At 62.2% G+C, this 18,223-nt stretch carries 16 protein-coding genes; 5 read left to right on the top strand and 11 right to left on the bottom strand.

Annotated features, from left to right (window positions below; genetic code table 11):
* Positions 1-5 precede the first annotated feature (5 nt).
* Positions 6-2,117 (top strand): hybrid sensor histidine kinase/response regulator, encoded by a 2,112-nt coding sequence (locus NPS56_RS18355; protein WP_274075914.1) that lies wholly within the window; start codon positions 6-8, stop codon positions 2,115-2,117.
* A 138-nt stretch (positions 2,118-2,255) separates the two neighbouring features.
* Positions 2,256-4,889, top strand: coding sequence for an excinuclease ABC subunit UvrA (locus tag NPS56_RS18360; protein WP_274075915.1), 2,634 nt, complete (start codon positions 2,256-2,258; stop codon positions 4,887-4,889).
* Positions 4,890-4,972: 83 nt separating this feature from the next.
* On the opposite strand, the gene NPS56_RS18365 is transcribed toward NPS56_RS18360, so the two are convergent.
* The 6 genes from NPS56_RS18365 to NPS56_RS18390 are packed head-to-tail and all read right to left on the bottom strand — an operon-like array spanning position 4,973 to position 10,397.
* Entirely contained in the window at positions 4,973-6,916 is a 1,944-nt protein-coding gene (locus NPS56_RS18365; RefSeq protein WP_274075916.1) for a response regulator, read from the bottom strand.
* Positions 6,906-7,781 carry a sensor histidine kinase gene (locus NPS56_RS18370; protein WP_274075917.1) on the bottom strand — a complete coding sequence of 292 codons (876 nt, stop codon included), beginning with the start codon at positions 7,779-7,781 and terminating at the stop codon, positions 6,906-6,908. Before NPS56_RS18370 ends, NPS56_RS18365 begins: the two co-directional genes overlap by 11 nt.
* A complete protein-coding gene (locus NPS56_RS18375) occupies positions 7,774-8,784 on the bottom strand; it encodes an ATP-binding protein (protein ID WP_274076003.1) in 1,011 nt (336 codons plus the stop codon). The genes NPS56_RS18370 and NPS56_RS18375 overlap by 8 nt, the downstream gene beginning before the upstream one ends.
* Positions 8,781-9,185, bottom strand: a complete 405-nt coding sequence (locus NPS56_RS18380) for an anti-sigma regulatory factor (RefSeq protein WP_274075918.1) — start codon at positions 9,183-9,185, stop codon at positions 8,781-8,783. The genes NPS56_RS18375 and NPS56_RS18380 overlap by 4 nt, the downstream gene beginning before the upstream one ends.
* Positions 9,182-9,544, bottom strand: coding sequence for an STAS domain-containing protein (locus NPS56_RS18385; RefSeq protein WP_274075919.1), 363 nt, complete (start codon positions 9,542-9,544; stop codon positions 9,182-9,184). The genes NPS56_RS18380 and NPS56_RS18385 overlap by 4 nt, the downstream gene beginning before the upstream one ends.
* Before the next feature lies 1 nt (position 9,545).
* Complete coding sequence (locus NPS56_RS18390; RefSeq protein ID WP_274075920.1) at positions 9,546-10,397, bottom strand: STAS domain-containing protein; 852 nt, start codon at positions 10,395-10,397, stop codon at positions 9,546-9,548.
* 213 nt (positions 10,398-10,610) lie between these two features.
* Between NPS56_RS18390 and NPS56_RS18395 the strand changes: the two genes are divergently transcribed.
* A complete protein-coding gene (locus NPS56_RS18395) occupies positions 10,611-10,799 on the top strand; it encodes a hypothetical protein (RefSeq protein ID WP_274075921.1) in 189 nt (62 codons plus the stop codon).
* A gap of 60 nt (positions 10,800-10,859) precedes the next feature.
* On the opposite strand, the gene NPS56_RS18400 is transcribed toward NPS56_RS18395, so the two are convergent.
* Positions 10,860-11,381, bottom strand: a complete 522-nt coding sequence (locus NPS56_RS18400) for a DUF4142 domain-containing protein (protein WP_274075922.1) — start codon at positions 11,379-11,381, stop codon at positions 10,860-10,862.
* Positions 11,382-11,599: 218 nt separating this feature from the next.
* On the opposite strand from NPS56_RS18400, the gene NPS56_RS18405 reads away from it, so the two are divergent.
* Positions 11,600-11,830: a DUF465 domain-containing protein gene (locus NPS56_RS18405; RefSeq protein ID WP_274075923.1), complete on the top strand. Its 231-nt coding sequence runs from the start codon at positions 11,600-11,602 to the stop codon at positions 11,828-11,830.
* A 97-nt stretch (positions 11,831-11,927) separates the two neighbouring features.
* Entirely contained in the window at positions 11,928-12,170 is a 243-nt protein-coding gene (locus NPS56_RS18410) for a hypothetical protein (protein ID WP_274075924.1), read from the top strand.
* Positions 12,171-12,293: 123 nt separating this feature from the next.
* Here the strand turns inward: NPS56_RS18410 and NPS56_RS18415 are convergent, their stop codons facing one another.
* The 4 genes from NPS56_RS18415 to NPS56_RS18430 form a co-directional block, all read right to left on the bottom strand.
* Entirely contained in the window at positions 12,294-13,385 is a 1,092-nt protein-coding gene (locus NPS56_RS18415; RefSeq protein WP_274075925.1) for an SMP-30/gluconolactonase/LRE family protein, read from the bottom strand.
* Positions 13,382-14,533 carry a sterol desaturase/SRPBCC family protein gene (locus tag NPS56_RS18420; protein WP_274075926.1) on the bottom strand — a complete coding sequence of 384 codons (1,152 nt, stop codon included), beginning with the start codon at positions 14,531-14,533 and terminating at the stop codon, positions 13,382-13,384. The genes NPS56_RS18415 and NPS56_RS18420 overlap by 4 nt, the downstream gene beginning before the upstream one ends.
* A gap of 748 nt (positions 14,534-15,281) precedes the next feature.
* Positions 15,282-16,145 carry a LysR family transcriptional regulator gene (locus tag NPS56_RS18425; protein ID WP_274075927.1) on the bottom strand — a complete coding sequence of 288 codons (864 nt, stop codon included), beginning with the start codon at positions 16,143-16,145 and terminating at the stop codon, positions 15,282-15,284.
* A 221-nt stretch (positions 16,146-16,366) separates the two neighbouring features.
* Positions 16,367-18,214, bottom strand: coding sequence for an amidohydrolase (locus NPS56_RS18430; protein ID WP_274076004.1), 1,848 nt, complete (start codon positions 18,212-18,214; stop codon positions 16,367-16,369).
* Positions 18,215-18,223 lie beyond the last annotated feature (9 nt).

Raw genomic sequence — 18,223 nt, forward strand, 5'->3', positions numbered from 1 at the left:
AGTCGATGCAGTTTCTAGAAGATAGCCACGGGTGTGCCGGCTGGGACGGCGAAATGGCCGAGCGTATTCGTGCGTTCGACTGGAGCCGAACCGAGCTGGGCAGCCTCGATGCCTGGCCGAGAAGCCTGAGCAGTTCGGTGCAGTTGATGCTCGCCTCGCCGTTGCCGATGGTGATGTTGTGGGGGCGGCCCGGCTACATGATCTACAACGACGCCTATTCGAAATTTGCCGGCGGGCGCCATCCCTATCTGTTGGGGGCGCCGGTGGAACTGGGCTGGCCGGAAGTGGCCGAATTCAATCGGCATGTGGTCGATACCTGCCTGGCCGGCGGCACCTTGTCCTACCGTGGCAAAGAGCTGGTGCTGCTGCGCGACGGCGTGCCCGAAGACGTCTGGATGGACCTCTATTACAGCCCGGTGGCTGACGATGACGGCAAACCGGCCGGGGTCATGGCGATGGTCGTCGAGACCACGGAGCATGTGATTTCCGAACGCCTTCGGCAGGTGGCCGAAGATGCTTATCGCGCCGATAACGAGCGGGTACGCCTGGCATTGAATGCGGGCGCCTTGCTCGGTTCGTTCGTCTGGGACGTCAAGGCCAATGTGCTGAGCGGTGACGAGCGTTTCGCCCGGACTTTTTCCTACCCGGCCGAGCAAGACCTGGCCGACTTGCCATCGGACATTGCCGAAGCACGGATTCATCCCGACGACCTGAGCTGGATGCAGGAACAGGTCCAGCAATCAGTGGAAACCGGCGAGCCCTTTAATGCCGAATACCGGGTGCTGCGCACCGATGGCAGCTACTGTTGGGTACTCGCCAGTGGCTGCTGCGAGTTCAATGCAGAGGGCGAACCGTTTCGTTTCCCCGGGGTGCTGATCGACATCCATGAACGCAAGAGCGCCGAAGAATCCTTGCTCAGGTTCACCCGCAATCTGGAGCAGCGGGTCGCCGACGAAGTCGAGGCACGTCTCGCGGCGGAAGAGCAATTGCGCCAGTCACAGAAACTCGAGGCCATTGGCGGCCTGACGGGGGGTGTGGCCCATGACTTCAATAACCTGTTGCAGGTGATCGCCGGCAACCTTCACCTGCTGGCCCGGCATGAGCCGCAGAACGCCAATGTCCAGCGTCGGGTGGCGGCGTCGATTGCCGCCGTCGAGCGTGGGGCAAAATTGTCTGCGCAATTGCTCGCGTTTGCCCGTCGCCAGCCGCTGTCCCCGGCCATTTGTACGCCGCAGCCGATCTTCGACGAACTTGGCGAACTGTTGCAGCGTGCGCTGGGGGAAACCATCCACGTCCATATGAGCGCGCCACCGGATTCCTGGCAGGTCTTCGTCGATCGCAATCAACTGGAAAACGCCATCCTCAACCTGGCGATCAATGCCCGTGACGCCATGAAGGGTGAGGGGACCATCGACCTCAGCGCCGACAACATCGGCCTTGACCAGGGATTTTGCGCCGGCAAGGGCATTGCCGCCGGCGACTATGTGCGGGTGTCCGTGGCTGACAGCGGTGCGGGTATGCCGCCGCAGGTGCTGGCCCAGGCGTTCGAACCGTTTTTTACCACCAAGCCCGACGGCCAGGGCACGGGGCTTGGGTTGAGCATGGTGTTCGGTTTCGTCAAGCAGAGTGGCGGGCACATCGAGATGTCCAGCGTCGAGGGGCAGGGCACCCGGGTGCAGATGTATTTCCCGCGCAGCCTGCGTTCGATGGACAGTGAAACGCCCCGTGCCGAAGTGTCGCAACAGGGCGCCAACGAGCGGATCCTGGTGGTCGAGGACAATGAGGCGGTGCGCGTTTCCACCGTGGAGTTGTTGCGCGAAGAAGGCTATCAGGTGCTCACCGCCGCCAATGCCGACGTTGCCATGCAGATGTTGCTGGAGGGCGCGGCGGTGGACCTGATCTTCACCGACGTGGTCATGCCCGGCCTGATAAAAAGCTCGGACCTGGCGGCATGGGCCAAGGTACAGGAACCCCCGGTGGCGGTGTTGTTCACCTCCGGCCACACCCGTGACATCATTTCGCGCAACCACCAGCTCAGCCCGGATACCCATTTACTGAGCAAGCCCTATGGGCCGCAAGCGTTGACGCAGATGATTCGTACTGTTCTCAACGGCTGAGCACAGTACATGTGGGAGCGGGCTTGCTCGCGAATGCGATATGTCAGGCACATCAATGTTGAATGACACACCGCATTCGCGAGCAAGCCCGCTCCCACAGTCATCATATTTTTCAAATCCTTGATCGAGGCTGGCCCCATGACCTCCACTCGCACCTCCAACCCTCCCTCCGGCATGGTCAGGGTGCGTGGCGCCCGGGAGCACAACCTCAAGAACGTCGATGTCGACATTCCCCGCGATGCCCTGGTGGTGTTCACCGGGGTGTCCGGCTCGGGCAAGTCGTCCCTGGCGTTTTCGACCCTGTACGCCGAAGCCCAGCGCCGCTATTTCGAATCCGTGGCGCCTTATGCGCGTCGCCTGATCGATCAGGTGGGCGTGCCGGATGTCGATTCCATCGAGGGCTTGCCGCCCGCGGTGGCCTTGCAGCAACAACGGGGCACGCCGAGCACGCGCTCTTCGGTGGGCAGCGTCACGACCCTGTCGAGCCTGATCCGCATGCTGTATTCCCGTGCCGGCAGTTACCCGCCGGGGCAGCCGATGCTCTACGCCGAAGACTTTTCTCCGAACACGCCCCAGGGCGCGTGCCCGCAATGCCACGGCCTGGGCAGGGTGTATGAGGTCACCGAAGCACTGATGGTGCCGGACCCGAGCCTGACCATTCGCCAGCGTGCGGTTGCCTCCTGGCCCATGGCCTGGCAGGGCCAGAACCTGCGGGACATCCTGGTGACCCTGGGCTATGACGTCGATGTGCCCTGGCGCGACCTGCCGAAGAAGCAGCGTGACTGGATTCTCTTCACCGAAGAAACCCCGACGGTGCCGGTGTACGCCGGGCTCACCCCGAAGGAAACCCGGGTGGCCCTCAAGCGCAAGATGGAACCGAGTTACCAGGGCACCTTCACCGGCGCCAGGCGCTACATCCTGCACACCTTCACCCATTCGCAAAGTGCGTTGATGAAGAAGCGCGTCTCGCGCTTCATGCTCGGTAGCCCTTGCCCATTGTGCGACGGCAAGCGCCTCAAGCACGAAGCCCTTTCGGTGACTTTCGCCGGCTACGACATCGGCGAACTGTCCCAAATGCCCTTGCTGCAAGTGGCAGAAGTACTCAAGCCAGTGGCGGCCCGGCATTACCTCGAAGAGGGCGATGAGGCGGGAGAGGTATTAACTCACCAGCAAACCCGCGAGGCCCGTGAACAGCGCGTGGCCCACGGTGCCAGTGGCCATGCCAACGCCCCGGATGTACGCCACACGCCGAATCTCTCAGTGGAAAAACGCCTCGCCGCGCAACGCATTGCCCAGGATCTTCTGGAGCGGGTCAGCACCCTGACCGACCTGGGCCTGGGTTACCTGGCCCTGGAGCGCAGTACGCCGACGCTGTCGTCTGGCGAATTGCAACGCCTGCGCCTGGCGACCCAGCTGGGCTCGCAGTTGTTCGGCGTGATCTACGTGCTGGATGAGCCCTCGGCCGGCTTGCACCCGGCCGACGGTGAAGCACTGTTCGAAGCCCTGCAACGCTTGAAAGCGGCGGGCAATACCCTGTTCGTGGTCGAGCACGACCTGGAAACCATGCGCCGCGCCGACTGGTTGATCGATGTCGGCCCGGCGGCGGGCGAGCATGGCGGCCGGGTGCTGTACAGCGGTGCGCCGGCGGGGCTGGCAGCAGTGAAGGATTCGCAGACCCGCGCCTACCTGTTCGCCAAACACGCCAACCAATCCCGTCGTCCGCGTAAGGCCAGCGACTGGCTGCGTCTTGAAGGCGTCACGCGCAACAATCTGGACAACCTCAGCGTCGAGTTTCCGTTGGGCTGTTTCACGGCGGTGACCGGGGTGTCGGGCTCGGGGAAATCCAGCCTGGTCAGCCAGGCGTTGCTGGAGCTGGTCGGTGCGCATCTGGGGCGTCCGGGCACTGAGAGCGAACCGCAGGAACTGAGCCTGGAAGATGAAGCGCCGACCGTCAGTGGCGGGCAGGTTGCGGCGGGGCTGGCGTCGATCAAGCGTTTGGTGCAGGTCGATCAGAAGCCCATTGGCCGTACGCCGCGCTCTAACCTCGCGACCTACACCGGGCTGTTCGACAATGTACGCAAGCTCTACGCCGCCACGCCCGAGGCGCAGGCGGCGGGTTACGACGCCGGGCAGTTTTCCTTCAATGTCGCCAAGGGCCGCTGCCCGACCTGTGAAGGCGAAGGTTTTGTCAGCGTCGAATTGCTGTTCATGCCCAGCGTCTACGCGCCATGCCCGACCTGCCACGGCGCGCGCTACAACCCCGAGACGCTGGCGATCACCTGGCAGGACCTGACCATTGCCCAGGTGCTGCAACTGACCGTGGACCAGGCCGTGGACGTGTTCGCCGAACAAGCGGCGGTGCGTCGGTCCCTGGAGGTGCTGCGCGATATCGGCCTGGGCTACCTGCGCCTCGGCCAACCGGCGACCGAGCTGTCCGGGGGTGAAGCCCAGCGCATCAAGCTGGCCACCGAGCTGCAACGCAACCAGCGCGGGGCGACGCTCTACGTGCTCGATGAACCGACAACGGGCCTGCACCCGCGCGACGTCGATCGTCTGCTCGAGCAGTTGAACAACCTGGTGACGGCTGGGCACACGGTGATCGTCGTCGAACATGAAATGCGCGTGGTGGCGCAGAGTGACTGGGTGATCGATATCGGCCCGGGGGCGGGGGATCAGGGGGGCAAGGTTGTGGTGGCGGGGGAGCCGCGGAAAGTCGCGAGCAGCAAAAAGAGCCGAACAGCGCCATTTCTCGCCAGGGTTCTTGGGCATTGAAGATCAAAAGATCGCAGCCTGCGGCAGCTCCTACAGGGAAACGCGTACCCCTGTAGGAGCTGCCGCAGGCTGCGATCTTTTAATCAGGCGCCGTTGATGGTGCGCCGTACCTTGTCCAGCAGCTCATTGATCTGGAACGGCTTGATCAGTATCTCCATGCCGTCGCCGAGAAACACCTGGCGGTTGATCGCGGTTTCGGCATAGCCGGTCATGAACAGGATCGGCAGGTGCTCGCGCCAGCCACGAGCGATGTCGGCCAGTTCCCGGCCGCTCATGCGCGGCAGGCCGACATCGGTCAGCAACAGGTCGATGGATTCGTCGTTCTGCAGGCGTTCGAGGGCGCCCTCGATGTCGGCCGCCTGGGTGCAACGATAGCCGGCATCCACCAGCACTTCGGCGACGAACATGCGCACCGACGGCGTGTCCTCGACAATCAGCACATGTTCACCGCCACCCTCGGCAGGCTGCGTCGCCGCTTCGACGGCGGCGGCGGTAGGGTCGGCGCTGGCCGGCAACATGATGGTGACTTCGGTGCCGCGTCGCGCCACGCTGCGGATGTGCGCATCGCCCCCTGACTGGCGAGCGAAACCGTAGATCGTCGACAAGCCGAGCCCGGTGCCCTGGCCCAGGGGCTTGGTGGTGAAAAACGGGTCGAACACCTTGTCGATCACATGGTGTTCGATACCGGTGCCATCGTCGCGCACCGACAGGGCGACATAGGCACCATCGGCCAGGTTGGGGTCGCCGTGGGAATAGGCGGCATAGGTGTTGACCCAGATATTGCCGCCCTGGGGCAGGGCATCCCGGGCGTTGATCACCAGGTTGAGCACAGCGCTTTCCAGTTGAATCGGATCGACCAGGGCGATGGCGGGTTTGCTCGTCAGTTCAAGCTTGAGGGCGATGCGTTCGCCGATGGTGCGCACCAGCAATTCCTCGAGGGAGCGGATGTGCTCGTTGATGTCCACGGGCCGGGTATCGAGGGGCTGCTGACGGGCGAACGCGAGCAGGCGATGGGTCAGGGAGGCGGCACTCATGGCCGAGTTCAGCGCCGCTTCGGCATAGAACGCGACCTTGTCGGTGCGTGACTCGGCAACGCGCTTCTGGATCAGTTCCAGGCTGGTGATGATGCCGGTGAGCAGGTTGTTGAAGTCGTGGGCAATGCCGCCGGTCAGCTTGCCCAAGGCGTCCATTTTCTGCACCTGCAACAGCTGGGCTTCGGTGCGCGCGCGTTCGGCGACTTCGTTGGCCAGTTGGGTCGTGGCGTCGTCCAGTCGTGCCAGGTGCGAGCGTTCGCGGTGCCGGTGTTCGGTGACATCTTCGACGAACACCAGGCTCAATTCTGGCGTGCGGTAGGGTGAAATCTGCCACTCGGTTTCGCGAATCTCCCCCTGCACGCTCATGCTCAAGGTGCCTTTCCAGCGTTCGCCATAGGCCAGGCGCAGGCGCAGTTCCTCGATGACCGCGCACTGGTCGTCGGCGAAACACTGGCGCAGGGTTTCGGGGTCGAGGTTGTCCTGGATCAGTTGGGCGAACGCATGGTTGCACTCGTGGACCTTGAGTTGGGCATCCAGCACGGCGATGGGGGCCGAAACATTGACGAAAATCTCGCGAAAGCGCGCCTCGCTTTCCCGCAGGGCATTCTCGGTTTCGCGCACCCGCAGCAAGGTGCGCAGGGTCGCCAGCAACACATCCGGGTCCACCGGGTGGATCAGGTAGGCGTCGGCGCCGGCGTCGAGGCCAGTGATGATGTCGCCGGTCTGGATCGACGCTGCGGACACATGAATCACCGGGAGCAGGGCGGTAACAGGCTCCGAGCGCAGTTTACGAACGATGTCGAAGCCACTCATGTCTGGCAGGTTGACGTCGAGGATCAAGGCGTCGATCGCCACGCTGGCGATCAACTCCAGGCCTTCGCTGCCCGTGCCGGACTCCAGCACCTCATAGCCGTGGCGTTCCAGGCGCCGGCGCAGGGCATAGCGCGTGGCGACGTTGTCGTCGACGATCAGCAAGCGCAGGTCACGTTTCATCGGCAGGCTCCATGGCGATGGCCAGCGGGATGATCACGAAAAAGGTCGAGCCCACGCCCGGTGTGCTCTGGACCCCGACTTCGCCCCCCAGCAGCAGCGCGAAGCGTTTGCACAGCGACAGCCCGAGCCCGGTTCCACGCAGGCGTTTTTGCAGCGGAGAGTCGACCTGGGAGAAGTCTTCAAACAATGCGCCATGTAGCTCTGGAGCGATACCAATTCCGCTGTCGCTGACGGCGAAACGCACGTAGTCATCGTTTTCCAGTCGCGCCGAGACCCGCACTTCGCCCCGGGTGGTGAACTTCAACGAGTTGGCAATGAAGTTGCGCAGGATCTGCGCGAGCTTCTTGTCGTCGGTGTACAGCCGGGGCAGGCCCACCGGCTCCTCGAAGATAAGGTCCACGGCGCTGGTATCGACAATTGGCCTGAACATGCCGCGCAGGGCGGCGAACAGGTCGAACATGTCGAACCAGGCCGGGGAAATGGTGATGCGCCCGGCTTCGATCTTCGCCAGGTCCAGCAGGTCGTCGACCATGTCGCTCAGCTCCCGCGCGGCATTGCTGACGAAGGCCACCTGCTTGTGCTGCTCGTCACTGAGGGGCCCGTCGAGTTCATCGCTCAGCAGGCTGGCGATGCTCAGGATCGAACCCAGGGGCGTGCGAAACTCATGGCTCATGTAGGACAGGAAGCGGCTTTTCAGGTCCGAAGCCTGGCGCAGCTGTTCGGCCTGGTTGTCGAGTTCGGCATACAGCGCCAGTACGCCCTGGTTGGTTTCATCCAGCTCGGCGCGCAGGGCGTTGGCTTCACCCTGCAAGCGCGCGATCATGGCGGCTTGTTCGTCGATTTGACTCATGGGCATTTCAGCCATGGGCTGCCTCCAGGGCAATGACCAGTACCGTGACATCGTCTCGTCCACGGCAGAAATCGCGGTGCAGGATGGCGGCAATCACGGCCGGATGGCGGTGCACCAGGCCAGGGTAGTCCGCCAGGTTCCAGCGCGACTGCAGGCCGTCGCTGTACATGATCAGCAATTGTCCGCTCACTTGAGCATAGTCAAAGGGTTGCGCCTTTCGATATTGCCCGCCGACGATGCCGGGGTGAGAGGCCAGGCCGCGGGACTTGTCCGGTGCGACCAGGCAGGCGCCGATGTTGCCGATGCCGACGAACTGCAACGCATCGCGGCCAGCGTCGAACTGGGCAATGGCCAGCGCACCGCCACGGGTGCCGGTCATGGCCTGATGAATGTCTTCCAGCGCCAGCAACGGTGAGGCGAAGGGCTGCAGCGCGTAGGCTTTTTCGCCAGCGCGAGCGGCGAGTTCGGCTTCTTCGCCATGGCCCAGGCCATCGATCACCAGGGCGCTGATGCGTGGTCCGTCGAACGCCAGGTGCCAGGTATCGCCGCAGGCGGGATCGTCGCGCAACGAATGCTGGCTGACACCGATGCGCAGGTCCGCGGCCTTGTCCGTGCGTGGGTACAAGCGCGTGAGCAGCACGGCACCCCGTGAATCGGCATACACATCGAACACCTCGGTCTGGCGCGACACTGCGCCCAGGCCGATGCCCTGGGTGCCGCCGGTGGAAAACCCGTCGGCCAGGCAGGCCTGCAGGTCAAAGCCCTGGGCGCGGTCGATGGCGAGCATCTCGATGCCGGCACCGCTAACCCGGGGCAAGACCCTCAGGTGCAATTCGCCGCGGGTGGCGTGCTTGAGAATATTGCTGGCAAGTTCGGTGGCGACCAGCGCTACCCGTCCCGCGTCCGTGGTGTCGAAGCCATGAAGCTCTGCGAGTTTTTGCGCGGTGCGCCGTGCATGTCCGATCTGGCTGTTGTCCTCGATGACCAGCACTTGGGTCATCGTTCCACCGAAGTTCATGTCCATCGGGTAATCGTCACGCGAGTACCCTTTCCTGGCGCAGTGTCGAGTTCGAATTCATTGACCAGGCGCTTGGCGCCGGTCAGGCCCAGGCCCAGCCCGGAACCGGAGGTCCAGCCATCGGTCATGGCCAGCTTGATGTCGGGGATGCCCGGGCCTTCGTCACGGAACACCAGGCGCAGGCCAATGCGCGGGTCTTCATCGAGGATTTGCCAGTCCATGTCGCCGCCACCGCCGTACACCATGGTATTGCGCGCCAACTCGCTGACCGCGGTGACCATTTTGGTCAGGTCGATCAGGCGCATGCCGCATTCCTGGGCGAGTTTGCGCGCCAGTTGTCTGGCCAGGACCACGTCCTGCTCGATGTGAATCGGATGAGTGCCGCTGCTGCGCACAGTCATTGTTCGCGTACTCGTGCCTGAAGCAGTTTCATCCCGCGCTCGACGTTCAGCGCGGTACTCACGCCGGGCAGGGTGAGGCCCAGCTCCACCAGGGTGATGGCCACCGCGGGCTGCATGCCGACCAGCACGGTCTGGGCGTCCATGATGCTCGACAGCCCGGAAATGGTCCCGATCATCCGGCCGATGAACGAATCCACCATGTCCAGGGCGGAGATATCGATCAGCACGCCGCGGGCGGAGGTCCGGCTGATGCGCTCGGACAGGTCGTCTTGCAGGGTCAGGGCCAACTGGTCATGCATGTCCACCTGGATGGTCACCAGCAGGAAGTCGCCCATTTGCAGAATCGGAATGCGCTCCATCTCAATGCGCCTTGCTGACGGTCAGTCCCAGCCGGGTCAGGGCCAGTTTCAGGGCATCGGCCAGGTTGGCCTTGGTCACCACGCCTTGCAGGTCCAGGCCCAGGTGCACGATGGTCTGGGCGATCTGCGGGCGAACGCCGCTGATGATGCAGTCGGCCCCCATCAGGCGAATGGCGGTGACGGTCTTGAGCAGGTGCTGGGCCACCAGGGTATCGACGGTCGGAACACCGGTGATGTCGATGATGGCGATCTCCGAGCCGGTGTCGACGATCCGCTGCAGCAGCGATTCCATCACCACCTGGGTGCGTTGCGAGTCCAGCGTGCCGATCATAGGCAGGGCGAGGACGCCGTCCCACAGCTTGACCACCGGGGTCGACAGCTCCAGCAGTTCTTCCTGCTGGCGCTTGATCACCGCCTCGCGGGATTTCTGGAAGGTGCGGATGGTGTGCATGCCCAGGGCGTCGAGCAATTCGGAGATTTCCCACAGTTGCTCGGCCAACAGCGCCGGGCTGTCCTGGTAATGGTTCTGCAGGAGGGCAAACAGCGGACCCTTGAGCGAGAAGATGAAGCTGGCGGTCTGGTGAGAATCCTGGCCGAGTTGGGCACGGCTCTGGGAGAGCTTGTCGAGGAACTGGCGAATTTCATCCCAGCCGGGCGTGGCAATGTTCTGGCCGTTGCCATTTTGCAGGCCCGAGATCACCAACTGCAGGAATTCCGAGGCCTGCTGTTGCAGGTCCTGCTCTTTGAGATTGCGCGTGGCGCCGCTGGACTCCAGGCCATTTTTCCATTCGGTCAGCAGTTGTGCCTGGTTGTTCTTCATCGCATCGAGCGTGCTGGTTTGCAGTGCCGCCATGGGACTTGTCTCCTTGAATGTGTGCGGCCGATTCCCCAAAAAATGACCGGCGCAAAGCAATGACATTTGGCGGATGAAATAGTTGTTGCGTTCGACAGGTATTTTCATCCGATACACAAGGACTGTAGGACAAAGACGAAGGGAACGTTGGTCGCGTGGTGGAGTTCGAACGGTTATGACCCGACGGTTTCGAACGCGACGCACGAGGTACTTATGAAAGATGAAAATGAACTAGACGAAAACGCCAAGACCCCCGAGCCGGAAAGTGCCGACAAAGCGGTCGATCAGAAAAATGTGCACAGCGATAACGACAACGAGTTCAGCCCGGGCTTCAAACCTGATCCTGATCGCCCCAAGCCTGGCGATGACACGGATGCCGATATCGATACCGACGGCGGTTAGGCTCGGCCCCAAACAAAAAGACCGCATGGATTCATGCGGTCTTTTTGTTTGATGAGCGGATTACTTGTCCGGATGCGCGGCTTGAAGTTTCTTCGCCATTTCCAGATGTTTTTCCAGCCCCGGCAACATTTTTTGCGCAAAGCCCTTGAGCTCCGTGGCGCCTTTGGTCTTGTCGTCGGTCACGGTATTGGCTTGTTTCTTGAACAGTTCGATGGTGTTTTCGTGTGCCTTGACCTGGTTGTTGGCGTAGGCCGAATCGAAGGACTCGTCACGCATGTCGAGGAGCTTTTCCTTGGCCTGTTTCACCAGTGTCGTGGTGTCCGGCACTTCAATGTCATTCTTTTTCGCGATGGTCGCCAGTTCATCGTTGGCCTTGGAATGATCGGTGATCATCATGTTGGCGAACGCCTTGATATCGGCTGACTGGCTTTTTTCCAGGGCCAGGCGGCTGGTCTCGATCTCGGCGATGCCGCCTTCGGCTGCCTTGTCGACAAAATCGTTATCGGTTGCCGCGAATGCCGCGCCCATGGTGGTGCTCAGGGCGATGGCCAGAGTGAGGTGGCGCAGGTTAAATCCGTCCATTGGTTCTTCTCCACACGGTAGTTCATGGGCGATCGAGTTGATCGTTATGCTGTGGAGGTCGCGGGTAGGGCAAAGGTTTTATCGCATTTGCGACAGGACGACGAACGGACACCGCTGGTCTGACAGGTGGTCGACAGAACGGGCCAACCAAGGCCATTCTGATAGTTGGCGAACGCAATCAATCGCGTTTGCTACCGATTAACAAACGGAGGTGTTCCATGCCGGTGCCCCATGACCTTTATCAGGATTTGAGTTGCACAAAGGAAGATATCCAGCAGAAACGCACCAAGGATCCGTTACTGGATTCACTGATCAACAAATACTCCCAGGCGGACGCCGAAGTGGTGAAGGCAGAGCAAGCCAAATCCAGTGATGACACGGTGACAAAGCTCAAGGCGAAGCGCCTGGAGGTCAAGGACAAGATCGTCAAGCAACTCCAGTTGCCGTGAGCCACCGACAATCGGTGGCTGAATAATTGGAACGGCGATATTGACCGGCACCTCGAATGTCTAGAGCCCGATGACGCGGCTTCATGCGAGGTGCCTCATGTCCGACCCAAAATTTCCCAGCGAAGAACAAGGGGGCTACGACCCCATTCCGACCCATCCCGAACCCTTGAGCCCCGGCCGTACTGCGGTCAATCCGGAGGACGAGCCGGGCATTGATGAATTGCCGAACAATGAAGGTGCCATTCCCATGGATCAGGACGACGGCACTGACATCGATCGGGAGCGGGTGCGGGAAGAAACCGATAATGCGGTGCGCGATGGCGAGGCCGATCCGCGATAACCCAGAAACCACAGATCCCCTTGTGGGAGCGGGCTTGCTCGCGAAAGCGGTGTCCCATTCAGCATAGAAGTTGAATGTAATGGCCTCTTCGCGAGCAAGCCCGCTCCCACATTTGGATCTGCGTTAATTCTGCAACGCCGTGCTCAGTGGCAACCGCGCCATGTTTTTCGCTTTCAACGAGCCCAGATACAACCACTCTCCATACTCGCGCACGGTGGTGATCGGCGAGTAGCTGTCGCTGCTGCCGTCCTGCAGGTTGGCGATCACCTTGCCCTCAAGGTCCAGCCCCAGCACAAAGGCGCGTTTTTCCACCGGCCTGGGCAGGAGGGTCATCGCTCGGGCGATCATCTTGCGCACGAAAGGGTGCGCCGCCGTTTTGTCGAGCAAGGCGTTGCGCGGCGCATACAGCGCCACCCAGAAGCGGTCGCGACCATTGAAGGCCAGGTTGTCGGGAAACCCCGGCAGGTTGTCGATGAACAGGTCATGATTGCCGGCGTTCGGCCCGCTCAGCCAGTAGCGAGTGATGCGATACGCGCCGGTTTCGTTGACCAGCACATAGGCATCGTCCGGCCCCAGGGTGACGCCATTGGCAAACTCCAGCTTGTCCAGCAGCACCGAGGTCTTGCCGGTCTGGAAGTCATAGCGCAGCAAGCGCCCGTCGCCGCCATGTTCGATGATGGCCTGGCCGTCCTTGCCGTAGCCGAACCGGCTGGAGGCGTCGCTGAAGTAGGCGTAGTGCCCGGGCTTGTCGATGGCCACGTCGTCGGTGAAACCAAACGGCACCCCATTGGCGTCGGTGGTCAAGGCCACCAGGCGACCCTGGGCGTCCAGCGACAACAAGCCCTTCACGGCGTCGGCGATCACCAGCAAGCCATTGGGGTGGCGGGCCAACCCCAGGGGGCGGCCGCCGGTGTCGGCCAAGACCTTGGTGTCCTGGCCGTCCAGGCTGGTGCGAATGACCCTGCCATCATGCAAGCCGGTGATCAGCGCGTTGTTTTCCATGAGCAGCGCTTCGGGGCCGTCGATGTCTGCGGCGCCGACGCGCTCCACGCCCTTGAGGCGCTGGTTGTCCGCGTACGGGCCGCTGCTGAGTGACGGCGCCGGTTGCGGGGTCCAGGCGACGGGCTTGACCTTGGTCGGCATCAACAGCAGGAAGGCGACGAGGACAACGATCAGCAGCAACAGCCAATGATGAAACCTGATCGTTCGGCTCACGCACGCACTCCTGTCGGCGCCAGGTATCTTTCTGCGGTTTCGCGAAGTGCCAGCATCGACGCCGCCGATTCCCGTTCGATCCGTCGCTTGAGCAGCAACTGGTTGGCCATGCGCATCACCAATCCACTGAACCGGTATTCCAGCGTGCGAACAAAGCGCGTGCCATCGCCCTCGGCCGCGCATTCGTAGGTCAGCAACAATGACAGACCATTATCGCCATGGGCCCGGGCAATCCAGCGGCGTCCAGGCAGATACTCATCGACCACCCAGCTCAAGTGTCCGTCACGCCCACCGGCGCGGATGTCCTCCTCGAACCGCGCGCCGGCATGCAAGGGCCCGTTCTGGCCATCGATCCTGAGGGAAGAGGGATGCCAATCCGGCCAGTGGATCACGGTGCTGGCATAGGCCAGCACGGTAATGGGATCACCGGCGATATCGACTTTATGTTGCATGCGGGTCATGGGCGTTCTCTTCAGGTGCTGGAAGTCCGGTTCCGGTTCCGGCTCCCAATAGAGGGTGCCGAACAGGTAATCCATCAACGGAAAAACGATGTTGAAATTGCGCTGCTGCATCATTTCGCGGCGGTGATGCAGTTCATGCAGGCGCCGCATCTGGCGGATCCAGGGCAGGCGCGTGATCCGGTTGTGCGCCGGCAAATGCTCACAGGCATGGAACACTTCATAGGTCAGGTACCCCAGGACCAGACAGCCGCCAACCAGTCCGGCAACGTTCGCATCCAGGGGCTTGAGCAGCCACCACAGGGGCAGGGTGACCAGCAGTGTGTGCAGCACGATCAGCCAGGCCGGGAACAGGATCACCCGCCAGTCGCGAGCACTCTCGTAGGTCATGTGGCCGGGGGCGAAAAAGCTGTGGTGGTCGCCGGCGTGGCGGGCATAGAACATCCGCGCGAAGCTTTTCTTGTGATGGCCCAGGTGCCGATGCACCAGGTACACGACGAGATTGAAGAACAGCAAGGCCACCGGTACCGACAGCCATTCGAGGAGCGTTACCTGGTGCACGGTGCTCCAGAAAACGCCGATCGCCACCAGGCCGAACACCAGTACGAAGGTGCCATGCAGCCAGGGGTTATAACGGGGATGAATGTCGCAACGGTAACGGGCGCGGAATGCTTCGGTGGTCTGCCTCACTGCAATCACCTGTCTTTTTTGTTATCTCCAGCAGATTAGTCGATCCCGCGGTTTTGGCTGGCAGCCGCTGGATTTTATTGCCGCCCCATCTCCCGCGGTTGTATCCGATCCACTGTGCGGGCTTGCCAGCGATGGCGGCATGACAGCAAACCAATCTCTCGCGGCTGTACCCGATCAAACTGTAGGAGCTGGCTTGCCGGCGATGACGGCCTCACAGCCAACCAATCTCTCGCGGCTGTACCCGATCAAACTGTAGGAGCTGGCTTGCCGGCGATGACGGCCTCACAGCCAACCAATCTCTCGCGGCTGTACCCGATCTACTGTGGGAGCCGGCCTGCCGGCGATGGCGTCCTGACAGACGAGCTATATTTGCTAACCGAGTACATATCCATTCCTGCGGTAACGGCCGCTTATGGTTTCGCTCTTACAGCGAGTCACTTGGAAAAACGGAACGCCGCCCGGCCCCAAGTAACCAAGGGCTCTTGCCCCTGGCGTTCGGTGCCTCGCTAATGCTCGGCATGCCCTCGCTCCGGTCCTGCTCCGTGGGCCCACTGCGCAGAACCTCCACTCGGCCTCTCGATGGGGCAAGAAAATCAAAAGCCAGATCAAAAGCCAAAGCCAAAGCGAGGCGAGCTAACGCTCGACCTCGTTGTTGGGTGGGTACGCGTTCCCCTGTAGGAGCTGGCTTGTCGGGTCGCCGCATCGCAGCGATGGCGCCCGAAAGAACAGTGCAGTATTCAAAGCCTACTCAAGTCAGCGGATTCCACCGCTGCGACCAATCATCATCGCTCCTGATCACCTCGCGCAGCAGGTCGAAGGCCCGTTGCAGCGCCGGCGAGTCGCGGTCGCGGGAGTAGACCAGGTAGGTCGGGTAACTGAATTCCGGGGCCTTGGGCACAGGCTCCAGCATGCCGCTTTCCAGGTAGCTCTGGACCACCCGGGTGCGGAAGTAGCCGCTGCCACCGTGTTCGAGGATGTACTGCAACCCCAGGGGGCCAAGGTTGAAACTGAGCGCCGCCTTGGCTTTTTCCGGCAGGGCGGCGTCGTGCTGGCGGCGAAAGTGCTGGCCCCAGTCGATGTACACATAGGGTTCGGGGCGCTCGGGGTGACGTACGAGGATGAGTTTTTCCTCGAGGATCTGCTCGACCTGCAGGCGCGGCCAGTATTCGGGTTGATAGACCAGCGCCGCATCGAGCACGCCCAGCTCCAGTTGGCGCAGCAGGTTTTCGCCGTCGCGGATTTCCATGCGCAGCGCATGGCCGGGAATCCTGTCGCGCAGCACGCCGGCCCAACGGAGCATCAACGGATTGCACAGGCTGACCTCGCCACCGATGTGCAGGACGTCGTGGAACCCCTCGGGCAAGGGCAAGTCCCGGCGCGCGGCCTCCCAGGTTTCCACCAGTTGATTGGCATAGATCACGAAGGCTTCGCCATTGGGCGTCAGGCGGGCCCCGGCGCGGTTGCGCACGAACAGCGTGCTGCCCAGGTGGCTTTCGAGCTTCTGTACCCGCGCGGTGATCGCGGTCTGGGTGACGTGGAGTTTCTCGGCGGCCGCGGCAAGGCTGCCGTGGCGGACGATTTCCAGGAAGGTGCGGGCGAGGTCGATGTCCATGGGGTGGCCGGTGCAGGAAATGCTCGCATTGTAAGAGCAGGCTTCGCCAGCTGTCACAGGTGGTGTTCAGCGATGAAGAATGCACCTTCCACGCAGATCCAATGTGGGAGCGGGCTTGCTCGCGAAGGGGTCATGTCAATCAACGGAAATGTTGACTGAACTACCGCCTTCGCGAGCAAGCCCGCTCCCACATTGGGTTGCGATGCTAGCGAGATTGTCGTTTAGAACGCGAAACACGAACAGCCAAACGCCCCCCAGAACCCACGGAAGTCACTGACCGGCGCATTCGACAAGCGCGCCCGCTCATGACTGTGCGCATGCACCGCACACGCCCCGACGCATTGATGAACCTGGGCCGTCAGCGGCGCCGATGCTTTCCAGTGCCCAGGCACCTTGGTCACTGGCGACCACTCCGGTACCACGGGGATGGGCGGCGGCCCGAGTTTTTCGAACTCGACGCTGGCGTAGACGATCTTGCCATCGACCAGGGTCAGCACCGATTCGATCCCCTTGATGCCTTCGGCCTCCATATGGAAATAGTCCCCTGACAAGGCAATCAGGTCCGCCAGTTGCCCGACCTTGATCTGACCCTTCTTGCCTTGCTCGGACGAGAACCAGGCGCTGCCATGGGTGAACAACTCCAGCGCGGTGTCACGGCTCAAGCCCTGCGGGTACAACGCCAGGCCGCCGACCGTGCGGCCACTGACCAGCCAGTACAGCGAAGTCCAGGGGTTGTAGCTCGAGACCCGCGTCGCATCGGTGCCGGCACCCACCGGTACGCCTTCGGCCAGCATGCGGGCAATCGGCGGCGTGTGTTCGGCCGCCTTGGCGCCATAGCGGTCGACGAAGTACTCGCCCTGGAAGGCCATGCGATCCTGGATGGCGATGCCGCCACCCAGCGCCTTGACCCGCTCGATGTTCTGCGCGGTGATGGTTTCGGCGTGGTCGAAAAACCACGGCAAGCCGTCGAACGGAATGTCGCGGTTGACCTTTTCGAACACGTCGAGCATGCGGCTGATGGATTCGTTGTAGGTGGCATGCAGGCGAAACGGCCAGCGTTGCTCCACCAGGTGCCGTACCACCGGTTCCAGGTCCTGTTCCATGGAAGCCGGCAGGTCCGGGCGCGGTTCAAGGAAGTCTTCGAAATCCGCCGCCGAGAACACCAGCATTTCCCCGGCACCGTTGTGCCGCAGGAAATCGTCGCCCTGGCCGTAGCGCGAGGTACTGGTCCAGTTCTTGAAGTCGGTCAGTTCTTCCTTGGGCTTCTGGGTAAACAGGTTGTAGGCGATGCGCACGGTCAGTTGCTGGTCCTTGGCCAACTGCTGGATGACCTGGTAGTCGTCCGGGTAATTCTGATAACCACCGCCGGCGTCGATCGCGCTGGTGACCCCCAGGCGATTGAGTTCGCGCATGAATTGCCGGGTCGAGTTGACCTGGTACTCCAGCGGCAGTTTCGGTCCTTTGGCCAGCGTCGAATAGAGAATCATTGCATTGGGCCGGGCGATCAACATGCCAGTGGGATCGCCGTTGGCATCGCGCTGGATTTCGCCGCCTGGCGGGTTCGGCGTATCGCGGGTATATCCCACCACTTTCAGCGCGGCGCGATTGAGTAAAGCACGATCGTACAGGTGCAGGACAAACACCGGCGTGTCGGGGGCGGCCTTGTTCAATTCGTCGAGCGTGGGCAGGCGCTTTTCGGCGAACTGGAATTCGTTCCAGCCACCGACCACCCGTACCCACTGCGGCGTTGGCGTGCGGTCGGCCTGGTCCTTGAGCAGGCGCAAGGCATCGACCAGCGAGGGTACGCCTTCCCAGCGCAGTTCGAGGTTGTAGTTGAGGCCGCCACGGATCAGGTGCAAGTGTGAGTCATTGAGGCCGGGGATCACCGTGCGCCCGTGCAGGTCGATGACTTGCGTGCCGGGGCCTTGCAACGCCATGGCCTGGGCGTCGCTGCCGACCACCACGAAGCGCCCGTCCTTGATGGCGACGGCACTGGCCTGGGGTTTCTTGCGATCGACGGTGTGCAGGCGTCCGTTGTAGAGAATAAGGTCGGCGGGGGTGTCTGGCATGGTTTTACT

The organism is Pseudomonas putida (assembly GCF_028682635.1).
Taxonomy (GTDB): Bacteria; Pseudomonadota; Gammaproteobacteria; order Pseudomonadales; family Pseudomonadaceae; genus Aquipseudomonas; species Aquipseudomonas putida_AE.

Excerpts from the sequence above, each read along its gene's own strand:
- NPS56_RS18355 (WP_274075914.1), top strand. The coding sequence starts at position 6 with ATGCAGTTTCTAGAAGATAGCCACGGGTGTGCCGGCTGGGACGGCGAA.
- NPS56_RS18360 (WP_274075915.1), top strand. The coding sequence starts at position 2,256 with ATGACCTCCACTCGCACCTCCAACCCTCCCTCCGGCATGGTCAGGGTG.
- NPS56_RS18365 (WP_274075916.1), bottom strand. The coding sequence starts at position 6,916 with ATGAAACGTGACCTGCGCTTGCTGATCGTCGACGACAACGTCGCCACG.
- NPS56_RS18370 (WP_274075917.1), bottom strand. The coding sequence starts at position 7,781 with ATGGCTGAAATGCCCATGAGTCAAATCGACGAACAAGCCGCCATGATC.
- NPS56_RS18375 (WP_274076003.1), bottom strand. The coding sequence starts at position 8,784 with ATGAACTTCGGTGGAACGATGACCCAAGTGCTGGTCATCGAGGACAAC.
- NPS56_RS18380 (WP_274075918.1), bottom strand. The coding sequence starts at position 9,185 with ATGACTGTGCGCAGCAGCGGCACTCATCCGATTCACATCGAGCAGGAC.
- NPS56_RS18385 (WP_274075919.1), bottom strand. The coding sequence starts at position 9,544 with ATGGAGCGCATTCCGATTCTGCAAATGGGCGACTTCCTGCTGGTGACC.
- NPS56_RS18390 (WP_274075920.1), bottom strand. The coding sequence starts at position 10,397 with ATGGCGGCACTGCAAACCAGCACGCTCGATGCGATGAAGAACAACCAG.
- NPS56_RS18395 (WP_274075921.1), top strand. The coding sequence starts at position 10,611 with ATGAAAGATGAAAATGAACTAGACGAAAACGCCAAGACCCCCGAGCCG.
- NPS56_RS18400 (WP_274075922.1), bottom strand. The coding sequence starts at position 11,381 with ATGGACGGATTTAACCTGCGCCACCTCACTCTGGCCATCGCCCTGAGC.
- NPS56_RS18405 (WP_274075923.1), top strand. The coding sequence starts at position 11,600 with ATGCCGGTGCCCCATGACCTTTATCAGGATTTGAGTTGCACAAAGGAA.
- NPS56_RS18410 (WP_274075924.1), top strand. The coding sequence starts at position 11,928 with ATGTCCGACCCAAAATTTCCCAGCGAAGAACAAGGGGGCTACGACCCC.
- NPS56_RS18425 (WP_274075927.1), bottom strand. The coding sequence starts at position 16,145 with ATGGACATCGACCTCGCCCGCACCTTCCTGGAAATCGTCCGCCACGGC.
- NPS56_RS18430 (WP_274076004.1), bottom strand. The coding sequence starts at position 18,214 with ATGCCAGACACCCCCGCCGACCTTATTCTCTACAACGGACGCCTGCAC.